We start from the raw sequence: 12,702 nt of genomic DNA, 5'->3' as shown, positions 1-12,702 counted from the left end.
GATCGGGACGGCGAGTGTGCAGCCTCTCTGTATAGCCATACTGATTGACGTATAGACTTCCAGTCGCTGACATGTTCGCCGTACCCGACCGTACCCAGGAGTGCCCCATGGCCACCGACCTCATCGGCCGCCACTTCCTCAAGGAGCTGGACTTCACCGCCGAGGAGTTCCGAGGCCTGATCGACCTGGCCGCCGAGCTGAAGGCGGCCAAGAAGGCGGGCGCCGAGGTCCAGCGGCTCCGGGGCAGGAACATCGCCCTGATCTTCGAGAAGACCTCGACGCGGACGCGCTGCGCCTTCGAGGTCGCCGCCGCCGACCAGGGCGCCTCCACCACCTACCTGGACCCGTCCGGCTCGCAGATCGGCCACAAGGAGTCCGTGAAGGACACGGCCCGCGTCCTCGGCCGGATGTTCGACGCCATCGAGTACCGCGGCGACAGCCACTCGAAGGTCGAGGACTTCGCCACGCACGCGGGCGTGCCCGTGTTCAACGGTCTGACGGACGACTGGCACCCCACCCAGATGCTCGCCGACGTGCTCACCATGACCGAGCACACGGACAAGCCGCTCGACGCGGTGACCTTCGCCTACCTCGGCGACGCCCGGTTCAACATGGGCAACTCCTACCTGGTCACCGGGGCGCTGCTCGGCATGGACGTCCGGATCGTGGCACCCGAGGCGTACTGGCCCGGCGAGGAGATCGTCACCTCGGCGCGCGCGCTCGCGGAGACGAGCGGCGCGACGATCACCCTCACCGAGGACGTCGCCGAAGGCGTCCTGGGCGCGGACTTCGTCGCCACCGACGTCTGGGTCTCCATGGGTGAACCCAAGGAGATCTGGGACGAGCGGATCGCCGACCTCGTGCCGTACGCCGTGACCATGGACGTCCTGCGCGCGACCGGCAACCCCGGGGTGAAGTTCCTGCACTGCCTGCCGGCCTTCCACGACCTCGGCACGGCCGTCGGCCGGGACATCCACGCCCGGCACGGTCTGACCGAGCTGGAGGTATCCGACGAGGTCTTCGAGTCCGAGCACTCCGTCGTCTTCGACGAGGCCGAGAACCGTATGCACACCATCAAGGCGGTCCTCGTCGCCACCATGGCCGGCGTCGAATAGCGATACGCCCGATTGGGGGTATATGCGCTCCCGTGGTTACCATCGGATCGAATGGTGGGGTTCGAGCTCGCACGCTCGGACCCCACTCGCGCGTCCGGACCCGTGCGTCCTCACCCGTGCGTCCACGCCCGGTGCGCCCCGCTCGACCAGAGATGAGAACCCCCGCATGTCCCCGTCCGCGCCGCGGATCAAATCCCCCCAGCAGCTCATCGCCGAATCCGGCGCGGACCTCGAAGGCCACGGCCTCAAGCGCACCATGGGCCTCTTCCAGCTCGTGTGCTTCGGCGTCGGCGCCATCGTGGGCACCGGCATCTTCGTCGGGCTCTCCGACAGCGTCGCCGAGGCGGGCCCTGCCGTCGTCGTCTCCTTCGTCCTGGCCGCGATCACCTGCGTCTTCACCGCCTTCTCCTTCGCGGAGCTGGGCGGCGCGATCCCCGTGTCCGGCTCCTCGTACTCGTTCGCGTACGCGAGCCTCGGCGAGCGGGTCGCCTTCCTCGTCGGCTGGTGCCTGCTCCTGGAGTACGGCGTGTCGGTCTCTGCGGTCGCGGTCGGCTGGAGCCAGTACCTGAACGAGCTGCTCGACAGCCTCGTCGGCCTGCGGCTGCCCGACGTGCTCTCCGCCGGGCCCGGCGACGGCGGCATGATCAACCTGCCCGCGGTGATCGTCATCGCGCTGGCCGCCGTCCTGCTGGTGCGCGGCGTCCGGGAGAGCGCCCGGGCGACGGCCGCCATGGCCGTCCTCAAGATCGGGATCCTGATCCTCTTCTGCGCGGTCGGCTTCACCGCCTTCAAGGACGGCAACCTCTCGCCGTTCGCGGGGCACGGCGCCGCCGGGATCACCGCGGGGGCCTCCCTGGCGTTCTTCTCGTACATCGGCTTCGACGCGATCACCACCGCCGGCGAGGAGGTCAAGAACCCCCGCCGCAACATCCCGATCGCGATCCTCATCTGCCTCGGTGTCGTCACGCTGCTCTACGGCGCGGTGGCCCTCTCGGCCATCGGGGCACTGGGCGCCGACGACGTCGCCGGGCGGCCGGCCGCGCTCTCGCTCGTCGTCGACCAGGTCACCGGATCGACGATCGGCGGCGGGATCATCGCCTTCGGCGCGGTCGTCGCGATCGCGTCCGTCGTTCTCGCGGTGATGTACGGGCAGACCCGCGTCCCGATGTCCATGTCCCGTGACGGTCTCGTCCCCCGGGTCTTCGAGCGGGTCTCCCCGAAGAGCGCGACCCCCGTCGCCAACACCTGGATCGTGGCCGCGGTCTTCGCGGTCCCGGCCGCGTTCTCCTCGCTCGACGTGGTGGTCGGCCTGACGACCATCGGCACGCTCGCGGTCATGGCCGTCGTCAACATCGCGGTGATCGCCCTGCGCCGCCGGAACCCGGAGCTGTCGCGCTCCTTCCGGGTGCCGCTCTATCCGCTGAGCCCGGTGCTCGGTGTCGGCTTCTGTCTGTACCTGATCTGGGGCACGGGCTGGACGACATGGGTCCAGTTCGCGGCCTTCCTGGCCGTCGGCGCCCTGGTCTACGCGTTCTACGGGCGCCGCAACTCGCGCCTCGCCGCCGGCGCCCCGGCCTCGGCCGACGCTGAGCCGGTCGGCGCTGCTTCGGGTGCGGCTGCTTCGGGTGCCGCGGTCCAGGCCGGCGCCGTACCGGTCGCGGCCGTCTCCGCGAGTGCCGCTAGTGCGCCGGCCGGCGCTGGGCAGGAAGCGCGGGAAGGCTGAACCAGACCGCCTTGCCGCGCGCGGTCGGGCGGTGGCCGCAGGCGCTGCTGAGCGCGCGGATGAGGAAGAGTCCGCGGCCGTGCTCCTGCCAGGGGTCGGGTGCCTCGGCCGGCTCCGGGCCGATCAGCTCGCCGGGGCGGGCGGGCCGCCCGTCGTGCACCTCCACCTGGCAGCCACCCGGCAGCACCTCGACGACCAGCTCGATCGGACCGTCGCCCGCGGTGTGCTCCACGGCGTTGGCGACGAGCTCCGCGGTCAGCAGCTCGGCGGTGTCGCCGTCGGCGGGCGCGTCGATGTTCGTGAGCGCCGTGCGGACCAGCGCGCGGGCCATGGGCACGGCGGCCGTGCTGTGCGGAAGCTCGATGCGCCACAGGGTGGGGTCGGTGGCTTCGACCATGGCGGGGTCCGTTCGCGGAGGGCTGTGGGGGTGGGGATGCGGGGGGAGGGCGCGTCCCGGGACGTCCTGCTTTCCACCTTACGAAGCCCGTCGCCGAGCTCCATGGGCACCCCCTCCTTCGTCGCCGGGCCCAGGGGCACCGGCCCGGGAGGACCTTCGGCCGAAGGCTCTGCGCCTGCGCGCTATCGCGTACTCGTGACGACAGTCACAACACGGTGATACGCTCAAGGGAGGAGGAAGGGAGGGCGTCCCGTATGAGCCCCTTTACCGGCTCCGCACCCCGCACCGAGCGCTGGCGGCATCTGCGACTGACCGTCGACGACGGCGTCGCCACCGTCACCCTCGACCGACCCGAGAAACTCAACGCGCTCACCTTCGGCGCCTACGCCGACCTGCGCGACCTGCTCGCCGAACTCTCCCGTGAGCGGGCCGTCCGCGCCCTCGTCCTCGGCGGCGAGGGGCGCGGCTTCTGCTCCGGCGGCGATGTCGACGAGATCATCGGCGCGACCCTCGCCATGGACACGGCCGAGCTGCTCGACTTCAACCGGATGACCGGACAGGTCGTCCGGGCGATCCGCGAGTGCCCCTTCCCGGTGATCGCCGCCGTCCACGGCGTCGCGGCCGGCGCGGGGGCGGTCCTGGCCCTCGCCGCCGACTTCCGGATCGCCGACCCGAGCGCCCGGTTCGCGTTCCTCTTCACCCGGGTGGGACTCTCCGGCGGCGACATGGGCGCGGCCTATCTGCTGCCCCGCGTCGTCGGCCTCGGCCACGCGACCCGGCTCCTCATGCTCGGCGAACCGGTCCGCGCCGCGGAGGCCGAACGCATCGGTCTGATCAGCGAACTCACCGACGAGGGCGACGTCCCCGCCCGCGCCGCCGAGCTCGCCCGCCGCCTGGCCGACGGACCGGCCCTCGCCCACGCCCAGACCAAGGCCCTGCTCACCGCCGAGCTGGACATGCCGCTCGCGGCCTCCGTCGAACTGGACGCCGCCACCCAGGCGCTGCTCATGAACGGCGAGGACTACGCCGAGTTCCACGCCGCCTTCACCGAGAAGCGCCCCCCGAAATGGCGGGGGCGGTGACGATGGCCCCCGCCCCGGATCCGCACGCGGCCCCCGCTCCCGACCCGTACGAAGCCCCGGACCCGCACGCGGCCCCGGCCCCATCCGAGGCCCCGGCCTCCCACGCGGCCCCGGGCGGCCCCCGCGCGCCCCTCCGGATCGCCGTCGTCGGAGGCGGGCCCGGCGGGCTCTACGCCGCCGCCCTGCTCAAACGGCTCGACCCCGCCCGCGAGGTGACCGTCTGGGAGCGCAACGCCCCCGACGACACCTTCGGCTTCGGCGTCGTCCTCTCCGACGAGACCCTCGGCGGCATCGAGCACGCCGACCCCGCCGTCTACCGCGCCCTCCAGGACGAGTTCGTCCGGTGGGACGACATCCACATCGGCCACCGAGGGCACCTCCTCACCTCCTCCGGCCACGGCTTCGCCGCGCTCGGCCGCCGCCGGCTCCTGGAGATCCTGCACGCCCGCTGCGCCGACCTCGGCGTACGGCTCCGCTTCCGTACCGAGGCCCCGCCCGCCGCCGAGCTGGCCACCACGCACGACCTCGTCATCGCCGCCGACGGCGTCCACAGCGCCACCCGCGAGGCGCACGCCGACGTCTTCCGCCCCCGGATCACCACCCACCGTTGCCGCTACATCTGGCTCGCCGCCGACTTCGCCCTCGACGCCTTCCGCTTCGAGATCGCCGAGACCGAGCACGGCGTGATGCAGCTCCACGGCTACCCCTTCTCCACCGACGCCTCCACCGTCATCGTCGAGATGCGCGAAGGGGTCTGGCAGGCCGCCGGATTCGACGAGATGACCGAGGACGAGTCCACCGCCCGCTGCGCCAAGATCTTCGCCGAGGTGCTCGGCGGCCGGACCCTGCGCTCCAACCGGTCCACCTGGACCGCGTTCCGTACGGTGGTCAACGAGCGCTGGTCCCACGGCACCACCGTCCTCCTCGGCGACGCCGCCCACACCGCGCACTTCTCCATCGGCTCCGGCACGAAGCTCGCCGTCGAGGACGCCCTCGCGCTCGCCGCCTGCGTCGAGGAGCAGCCCACCCTGGCGGAGGCGCTGGCCGCGTACGAGACCGAGCGCAGGCCCGTCGTCGAGTCCACCCAGCGCGCGGCGGCGGCCAGCCTCCGCTGGTTCGAGGAGCTGGAGGGCTATCTGCACCAGCCGCCACGGCAGTTCGCCTTCAACCTCCTCACCCGCAGCCGCCGCGTCACCCACGACAACCTGCGCCTGCGCGACGCACGGTTCACCGACTCCGTGGAACGGGACTTCGGCTGCCCGCCGGGCACCCCGCCGATGTTCACGCCCTTCCGGCTGCGCGGACTCACCCTGCGCAACCGGGTCGTGGTCTCGCCGATGGACATGTACGTCGCCGAGGACGGGCTCCCCGGCGACTACCACCTCGTCCACCTCGGCGCGCGGGCGCTAGGCGGCGCCGGACTCGTCATGACCGAGATGGTCTGTGTGAGCCCCGAGGGGCGTATCACCCCCGGCTGCACCGGACTCTGGACGGACGAGCAGGCCGACGCGTGGAGCCGGATCACCGCCTTCACCCACGCCCAGGCCCCCGGTACGGCGATCGGCGTCCAGCTCGGCCACTCGGGCCGCAAGGGTTCCACCCGCCGGATGTGGGAGGGCATCGACCAGCCGCTCCCCGACGGCAACTGGCCCCTGACGGCGGCGTCACCGCTGCCGTACCGACCGGGCGTCAACCAGGTCCCGCGCGCCCTGGACCGGGCGGGCATGACGGCCGTACGGGAGGAGTTCGCCGCCGCCGCCCGGCGCGCAGCCCGCTGCGACTTCGACCTCCTCGAACTGCACTGCGCCCACGGCTATCTGCTCTCGGGCTTCCTGTCCCCGCTGACCAACCACCGTGACGACGCCTACGGCGGCCCGCTGGAGAACCGGCTGCGCTTCCCGCTCGAAGTCTTCGACGCCGTACGGGAGGTGTGGCCCGATGACCGGCCGATGACCGTGCGCCTCTCCGCGACCGACTGGGCGGACGGCGGGACGACGGTCGAGGACGCGATCGCGATCGCCCGCGCCTTCGTCGCCCACGGCGCGGACGCCCTCGACGTCTCCACCGGCCAGGTCGTCCCCGACGAACGCCCCGAGTACGGCCGCTCCTACCAGGTCCCGTACGCCGACCGGATCCGCAACGCGCTCGCGGTCCCCGTGATCGCGGTCGGGGCGATCTCCTCCTGGGACGACGTCAACTCCCTCCTCCTGGCGGGCCGGGCCGACCTCTGCGCCCTCGCCCGCCCGCACCTCTACGACCCGCACTGGACCCTGCACGCGGCGGCCGAGCAGAACTACCAGGGCGCGGCGGCACCCTGGCCGGCCCCGTACCGCGCGGGCAGCCGCACACCCCCGACGGGCCGCACGGACGCACCCAGACCGCGGCTCACCCTGAACTGACACCCAGCATGCGTGGCGGGAGGCGCTCAGCCCTCCCCGGAGCCGTCCGGCTCCGGCTGCGGCTGCGGCTGGGCGAACCGGGCACCCCGGTCCCGCAGCAACGCGTGCAGTTCCGCGAAGACGGCCGCCGAGCGGGCGCCCGGCCAGTCCTGGGGGAGCAGTTCGGCCGGGAGGACCGGGTCCGCGTAGGGGAGGCGGCGCCAGGAGTCCAGGGCGAACAGATAGTCACGGTAGGCGTCCTCCGCCGAGCCCGGAGAGGCCTTCCAGGACCGCAGGACCGGCTCGTGGGCGGCCAGGAACTCCTCGTGCAGCTTCGCGATCGACGGCAGGTCCCACCAGCGGGCCACCGCCTCCGCCGTGGCCGCGTACCCCAGGTGCTCGCCGCGGAAGAGGTCCACGTACGAGGAGAGCTCCAGGCGCTCCAGAGTGTGGCGGGTCTCCTCGTACAGCCGCGCCGGGGCGATCCAGACCCCCGGGGCCGCCGTGCCGAAGCCCAGCCTGGACAGCCGCGAGCGCAGCAGGTGCCGCTTGTGGCGCTCGGCCTCGGGAACGGTGAAGACGGCGAGGACCCACCCGTCCGAGAGCGCGGGACGGGTACGGGCGTAGATCCGGCGGTCGCCGTCCTCCAGGAGCTGGCGGGCGTCGTCCGACAGGGTGTACCCGGCCGCCCCGTCCGCCGTCCGGCGGGGCAGCAGCAGGCCCCGCCGCTTCAGCCGGGACACCGACGAGCGGACCGACGGCGCGTCCACGCCGAGCACCGCGAGGAGGCGGATGAGCTCGGCCACCGGCAACGGCTCCTCGCCCGGCGCGAGGCCGCGGCCGTACGCGCCGTACAGCGAGACGATCAGGGAACGGGGGGTGTGCTGCTCGACCACGTGATCACTCTAGGGGGTGTCCTCGAGGCCCGCGCGCAGCCGGAATCGCTGTAGCTTCCCCGTCGCCGTCCTGGGCAGCGCGTCCAGGAAGACGATCTTCCGCGGGCTCTTGTACGGCACCAGCCGGGCCCGTACGAACGCCCGCAGCGCCCCGGCGGTCTCGGCGTTCCGCGCCACCCCGTCCCGTACCACCGCGTACGCCACCACGATCTGGCCGCGCATCGCGTCCTCGTGCCCCACCACCGCCGCCTCCACCACGTCCGGGTGGGCGAGGAGCGCCTCCTCCACCTGGGGCCCGGCGATGTTGAAGCCCGCCGAGATGATCATGTCGTCGGCGCGGGCGACATAACGGAAGTAGCCGTCGGGCTCGCGGACGTACGTGTCGCCCGTGACGTTCCAGCCCTGGTGGACGTACTCGCTCTGGCGCGGGTCGGACAGATACCGGCAGCCGACCGGACCGCGTACCGCGAGCAGACCCTCCTCGCCGTCCGCGACCTCGACTCCCGCCCGGTCCACCACCCGTGCCTGCCAGCCGGGGACCGGCAGCCCGGTCGTACCGGGGCGGATGTCGCCGTCGGCGGCCGAGATGAAGATGTGGAGCAGCTCGGTCGCGCCGATGCCGTTGATGAGCTTCAGGCCGGTGCGCTCGTACCAGGCGTTCCAGGTCGCCGCCGGCAGGTTCTCGCCCGCCGACACGCACCGGCGCAGGGAGCGGAGCTCGCCGGCGTCGTGGCCGTCGTGCCGGTCCAGCTCCTCCAGCATCACCCGGTACGCCGTCGGCGCGGTGAACAGCACCGACACCGCGTGCTGCGGGATCGCCTCCAGGAGCTGCTTGGGGCCCGCCTGTTCGAGCAGCAGCGCGCTGGCTCCGGCGCGCAGCGGGAAGAGGACGAGCCCGCCGAGCCCGAAGGTGAAGCCGAGGGGAGGGGAGCCGGCGAAGACGTCGTCAGGCTCCGGCCGCAGGACGTGCCGCGAGAAGGTGTCGGCGACGGCGAGCACGTCACGGTGGAAGTGCATGCACCCCTTGGGCCGCCCGGTGGTGCCGGAGGTGAAGGCGATCAGCGCCACGTCGTCGGCGGCGGTCGCCACCGCCTCGTAGGTGTCCGGCCGGCCGGCGGAGAGGCTGAGCAGGTCGTCCGGGGCGTCCCCGCCGAAGGCCGTGATCCGCAGCCCCGGCACCTCGGCCTTGACCAGGTCGTCGACCGTCCGGATGTCGCAGAGCGCGTGCGTGCAGCGGGCCATCTCGCACATGACCGCCAGTTCCTGGGCGCGCTGCTGGGCCAGAACGGTGACGGCGACGGCGCCCGCCTTCATCACCGCGAGCCAGCAGGCGGCCAGCCAGGGAGTGGTGGGGCCGCGCAGGAGCACCCGGTTGCCGGGCAGGACGCCGAGGTCGGAGGTGAGCACATGGGCGATCCGGTTCACCCGCTCGCTCAGTTGTCCGTATGTCCAGACATGACCGTCGCCGTCCCTGAACGCCGGGCGTTCCGCACCGAATCGTTCCACCGTGCCGTCCAGCAGTTCCGCTCCGCAGTTGAGCCGCTCCGGGTAGTCGAGCCCGGGCAGTTCGAAGAGCAGGCGCGGCCACTGGTCCGGCGGCGGCAGCTGGTCGCGCGCGAAGGTGTCGTGGTGGGCCGAGGGGGTCAGCTCCATGAGTTCGTCCCCTTGTCGTGGTGGGGTCGCCCATCGAGCGTATCGTGATGGTGACGACAGTCAACGGTGCGCGATAGAAGTGATGTCGGCGAACGGGACAGGGGTCCGAATGTCCGTATTCTCACTCGATCCACAGCAGACCGCCCGCTGCGCGGAACTCCGCGCCCTCGCGGCCGAGCGGCTGCGGCCACTCGCCGAGAAGGGCGAACCGGGCCGCGTCAATCGCCCCCTCGTCGCCGCCCTCGGCGAGCTCGGCCTGCTGGCCGGGCTCTTCGACGCGGGCGCCCTCGACCTCTGCCTGCTGCGCGAGTCCCTCGCACACGCGTGTACGGAGGCCGAGACCGCCCTCGCGCTCCAGGGTCTCGGCGGCCACCCCGTCGCCGCCTTCGGTACTCCCGAACAGCGCGACCGCTGGCTCCCCGAGGTCGTCGCGGGACGCGCCGTCGCGGCCTTCGCGCTCAGCGAGCCCGACGCCGGATCCGACGCCGCCGCCCTCGCCCTGGAAGCCCGGCCGGACGGCGCGGGCGGCTGGCGTCTGCACGGCGAGAAGCGCTGGATCTCCAACGCCCCCGAGGCCGACTTCGCCACCGTCTTCGCCCGTACGATCCCCGGCGCGGGCGCCCGCGGTGTCACCGCCTTCCTCGTCCCCGCCGACCGGCCCGGCCTCTCCGGCAGCCCTCTCGACATGCTCGCCCCGCACGCCATCGGCACCCTCGTCTTCGACGGGGTCCCCGTCGGCCCCGCGGACGTCCTCGGCGAACCCGACCGCGGCTTCCGGGTCGCCATGACCACCCTCAACCGCTTCCGCCCCAGCGTCGGCGCCTTCGCCGTCGGCATGGCCCAGGCCGCCCTCGAGGCCACGCTCACGCACACCGCGGCACGCCCGGCCTTCGGCGGCGTCCTCGGCGACCTCCAGTCCGTCGCCCACCAGGTCGCCGAGATGGCCACCCGCACCGAGGCCGCCCGCCTCCTCGTCTACGCGGCGGCGGCCGCGTACGACGCGGGTGCGCAGGACGTGCCGCGCCGGGCGGCGATGGCGAAGCTGCTCGCCACCGAGACCGCGCAGTACGTCGTCGACGCCGCCGTCCAGCTCCACGGCGCCCGCGCGCTGCAACGCGGCCACCTCCTGGAACACCTCTACCGCGAGGTGCGTGCCCCGCGCATCTACGAAGGAGCCACCGAGGTCCAGCGCACGATCATCGCGAAGGAGCTGTACCGGGCGGAGGCGGGCCGGTCGCGGGAGGGGGCCCCGGAAACGGGGCGGCCCCCGCAGCGGCCCGCGGGGCAGGCGTCGGAAGAGCCCCCGGAACGGCCTCCGGGGCAGGCGTCGGGGCAGCCCCCGGCCCTGCCGTACGAGAAGCTTGTCGAGACGCCTTCCGCGCCGTCGAAGGAGGCCACGTCATGAGCCTGCACCGGCACAACCCCGCCGAGCTCTCCCCGCCCACCGGCTTCTCCCACGCCGTCACCGCCACCGGCTCGCGGCTCGTCCTCCTCGCCGGGCAGACCAGCCTCGACCGTGACGGCAAGGTCGTGGGGGAGTCCCTGCCCGAGCAGTTCGAGACCGCTCTCACCAACCTCCTCACCGCCCTCCGTCACGCCGGCGGCTCCCCCGCCGACCTCGCGCGCGTCACCGTCTACGCCACCGACATCGCCGACTACCGCCACCACGCCCACGAACTGGGCCGGATCTGGCGGCGGTTGGCAGGACGCGACTACCCGGCGATGGCCGTCATCGGAGTCGTACGGCTCTGGGACGAGCAGGCGCACGTCGAACTGGACGGGCTCGCCGTCCTGGAGTGACGGCACCCCGCTTGATCAACTGGAGAGTCGCCGAACCCGGGCTTAATGTCGAAAGGTGGACTGACCGGCCCACGGCTCCTCACAGAGCGAGGGCGCGATGCGCCATGAGTACACCCAAGCCGACAACCCCAGCAGAGACCGCGGCCCCGAAGCACCGGGGCGACGGAAAGGGCATCGCCCTCTTCGTCATCGCCTCGTGTCAGTTGATGGTCGTTCTCGACATCACGATCGTCAACATCGCGTTGCCACACATCCAGAGCTCGCTGGAGTTCTCGACGACCAGCCTGTCGTGGGTCGTCAACGCCTACACGCTGACCTTCGGCGGACTGCTGCTCCTCGGCGGTCGCGCCGGTGACATCCTCGGCCGCCGCCGTGTCTTCATGTTCGGCATCCTGCTCTTCGGGTTCGCCTCGCTGCTCTGCGGACTGGCCCAGAACGACTGGCAACTCCTCGCCGCCCGCGCACTCCAGGGCGTCGGCGGAGCCATCGCCTCCCCGACCTCGCTCTCCCTGATCACCACGAACTTCGAGGAGGGCCCGGAACGCAACCGGGCGTTCGGCGTGTTCGCGGCCGTCTCCGCGGGCGGCGGCGCGATCGGGCTCGTCGCCGGCGGACTGCTCGTCGAATGGCTCGACTGGCGCTGGATCTTCTTCGTCAACGTGCCCATCGCGCTGCTCATCGTGTTCCTCACACCCCGCCACATCAAGGAGTCCGAGCGGCACCCCGGCCACTTCGACTTCACCGGTGCGTTCACCTCCACCCTGGGCATGGTGGCGCTGGTCTACGGATTCATCCGGGCGTCCCAGGAGGGCTGGCGCGACCCGTGGACGCTCGCCTCGTTCGGCGCGGCGGTCGTCCTGCTGATCCTGTTCATCCTGGTGGAGCGCCGTTCCCGGCAGCCGATCACCCCGCTGCACATGTTCGCCGACCGCAACAGGGCGGGAACGTACGCGATCATGCTCTGCCTGGCCGCGGCGATCTTCGGAATGTTCTTCTTCCTGACGCTCTGGGTGCAGGACGTGCTGCACTTCAGCCCGTTGAAGACCGGTCTCGCCTTCCTGCCCGTCAGCGCGATCATCGCGGTCGGTGCCGGCGTCGCCTCCCAGCTGCTCCCCAGGTTCGGCCCGAAACCCTTCATGGTGGTCGGCTCGCTCCTCGCGGCGGCCGGCCTGTCGTGGCTGACCCTGACCGACGTCGACTCGACCTATCTGGGCAGCATCCTGGGGCCGATCCTGGTCTTCGGCATGGGCATGGGTCTCATGTTCGTCTCGCTGACCATCATGGCCCTGTCCAACGTGGAGCAGCGGGAGTCGGGCGCCGCGTCCGGGCTGCTCAACGCCACGCAGCAGGTGGGCGGTTCGCTGGGCCTCTCGATCCTGGTGACCGTCTTCGGCACGGCGAGCCGCAACGAGGCGAAGGTGCAGATCCCCGCCTTCCTCTCCCAGGCGGGGCCCCTGGAGAAGGCCGAGTTCGCCAGGACCGGGCAGCTGCCCCCGCCGTACGCCGACCAGGTCCTGACATCCGGTGTCTCGTCCGGATTCATCACCGCGGCGGCGTTCTCCATCGTGGCGTTCTTCATCGCGCTCTTCGTGATCCAGGTCCGCCAGTCGGACATCGACCGCCTCAAGGGCGGGATGCCACCGCCCGGCGCCGGCTGA

The 12,702-nt window shown here is 72.2% G+C and carries 10 protein-coding genes; 7 read left to right on the top strand and 3 right to left on the bottom strand.

From position 1 onward, the window contains the following. Positions 1-107: 107 nt before the first annotated feature. Together argF and ACFY8U_RS26820 are read left to right on the top strand one after the other, a co-directional pair. Positions 108-1,115, top strand: a complete 1,008-nt coding sequence (gene argF / locus ACFY8U_RS26825) for an ornithine carbamoyltransferase (protein WP_389574516.1) — start codon at positions 108-110, stop codon at positions 1,113-1,115. A 166-nt stretch (positions 1,116-1,281) separates the two neighbouring features. Next, positions 1,282-2,838, top strand: a complete 1,557-nt coding sequence (locus ACFY8U_RS26820; RefSeq protein ID WP_389574514.1) for an amino acid permease — start codon at positions 1,282-1,284, stop codon at positions 2,836-2,838. Here the strand turns inward: ACFY8U_RS26820 and ACFY8U_RS26815 are convergent. Next, positions 2,795-3,235: an ATP-binding protein gene (locus ACFY8U_RS26815; protein WP_389574511.1), complete on the bottom strand. Its 441-nt coding sequence runs from the start codon at positions 3,233-3,235 to the stop codon at positions 2,795-2,797. The genes ACFY8U_RS26820 and ACFY8U_RS26815 overlap by 44 nt on opposite strands. 254 nt (positions 3,236-3,489) lie before the next feature. Here ACFY8U_RS26815 and ACFY8U_RS26810 point away from each other — a divergent pair, with 254 nt between their 5' ends. Both ACFY8U_RS26810 and ACFY8U_RS26805 read left to right on the top strand, forming a co-directional pair. Further along, the gene (locus ACFY8U_RS26810; RefSeq protein WP_389574508.1) at positions 3,490-4,317 is read left to right on the top strand and encodes an enoyl-CoA hydratase family protein; all 828 of its coding nucleotides are present in this window, start codon (positions 3,490-3,492) and stop codon (positions 4,315-4,317) included. Beyond that, the gene (locus tag ACFY8U_RS26805; RefSeq protein WP_389574506.1) at positions 4,302-6,716 is read left to right on the top strand and encodes a bifunctional salicylyl-CoA 5-hydroxylase/oxidoreductase; all 2,415 of its coding nucleotides are present in this window, start codon (positions 4,302-4,304) and stop codon (positions 6,714-6,716) included. Before ACFY8U_RS26810 ends, ACFY8U_RS26805 begins: the two co-directional genes overlap by 16 nt. 26 nt (positions 6,717-6,742) lie before the next feature. Here ACFY8U_RS26805 and ACFY8U_RS26800 read toward each other — a convergent pair whose 3' ends face one another. Continuing rightward, positions 6,743-7,591 carry a PaaX family transcriptional regulator C-terminal domain-containing protein gene (locus ACFY8U_RS26800; RefSeq protein WP_389574503.1) on the bottom strand — a complete coding sequence of 283 codons (849 nt, stop codon included), beginning with the start codon at positions 7,589-7,591 and terminating at the stop codon, positions 6,743-6,745. Between the two features lie 9 nt (positions 7,592-7,600). Next, on the bottom strand, positions 7,601-9,244 hold the full coding sequence (locus ACFY8U_RS26795) for an AMP-binding protein (RefSeq protein ID WP_389574500.1): 1,644 nt from the start codon (positions 9,242-9,244) through the stop codon (positions 7,601-7,603). Between the two features lie 109 nt (positions 9,245-9,353). On the opposite strand from ACFY8U_RS26795, the gene ACFY8U_RS26790 reads away from it, so the two are divergent. The 3 genes from ACFY8U_RS26790 (at position 9,354) to ACFY8U_RS26780 (ending at position 12,702) form a co-directional block, all read left to right on the top strand. Further along, positions 9,354-10,649: an acyl-CoA dehydrogenase family protein gene (locus tag ACFY8U_RS26790; RefSeq protein WP_389574497.1), complete on the top strand. Its 1,296-nt coding sequence runs from the start codon at positions 9,354-9,356 to the stop codon at positions 10,647-10,649. Then, on the top strand, positions 10,646-11,044 hold the full coding sequence (locus ACFY8U_RS26785; RefSeq protein ID WP_361602075.1) for a RidA family protein: 399 nt from the start codon (positions 10,646-10,648) through the stop codon (positions 11,042-11,044). The genes ACFY8U_RS26790 and ACFY8U_RS26785 overlap by 4 nt, the downstream gene beginning before the upstream one ends. A gap of 104 nt (positions 11,045-11,148) precedes the next feature. After that, complete coding sequence (locus tag ACFY8U_RS26780; protein ID WP_389574495.1) at positions 11,149-12,702, top strand: MFS transporter; 1,554 nt, start codon at positions 11,149-11,151, stop codon at positions 12,700-12,702.

The organism is Streptomyces sp. NPDC012508, assembly GCF_042902595.1.
Classification (GTDB): Bacteria; Actinomycetota; Actinomycetes; order Streptomycetales; family Streptomycetaceae; genus Streptomyces.
Note: the sequence above shows the minus strand (reverse complement) of the source record. Positions and strands in the feature narration are given on the sequence as shown.

Bases quoted from the DNA above. Each gene is read 5' to 3' on its own strand.
- argF (WP_389574516.1), top strand. From the start codon at position 108: ATGGCCACCGACCTCATCGGCCGCCACTTCCTCAAGGAGCTGGACTTC.
- ACFY8U_RS26820 (WP_389574514.1), top strand. From the start codon at position 1,282: ATGTCCCCGTCCGCGCCGCGGATCAAATCCCCCCAGCAGCTCATCGCC.
- ACFY8U_RS26815 (WP_389574511.1), bottom strand. From the start codon at position 3,235: ATGGTCGAAGCCACCGACCCCACCCTGTGGCGCATCGAGCTTCCGCAC.
- ACFY8U_RS26810 (WP_389574508.1), top strand. From the start codon at position 3,490: ATGAGCCCCTTTACCGGCTCCGCACCCCGCACCGAGCGCTGGCGGCAT.
- ACFY8U_RS26805 (WP_389574506.1), top strand. From the start codon at position 4,302: ATGGCGGGGGCGGTGACGATGGCCCCCGCCCCGGATCCGCACGCGGCC.
- ACFY8U_RS26795 (WP_389574500.1), bottom strand. From the start codon at position 9,244: ATGGAGCTGACCCCCTCGGCCCACCACGACACCTTCGCGCGCGACCAG.
- ACFY8U_RS26790 (WP_389574497.1), top strand. From the start codon at position 9,354: ATGTCCGTATTCTCACTCGATCCACAGCAGACCGCCCGCTGCGCGGAA.
- ACFY8U_RS26785 (WP_361602075.1), top strand. From the start codon at position 10,646: ATGAGCCTGCACCGGCACAACCCCGCCGAGCTCTCCCCGCCCACCGGC.
- ACFY8U_RS26780 (WP_389574495.1), top strand. From the start codon at position 11,149: ATGAGTACACCCAAGCCGACAACCCCAGCAGAGACCGCGGCCCCGAAG.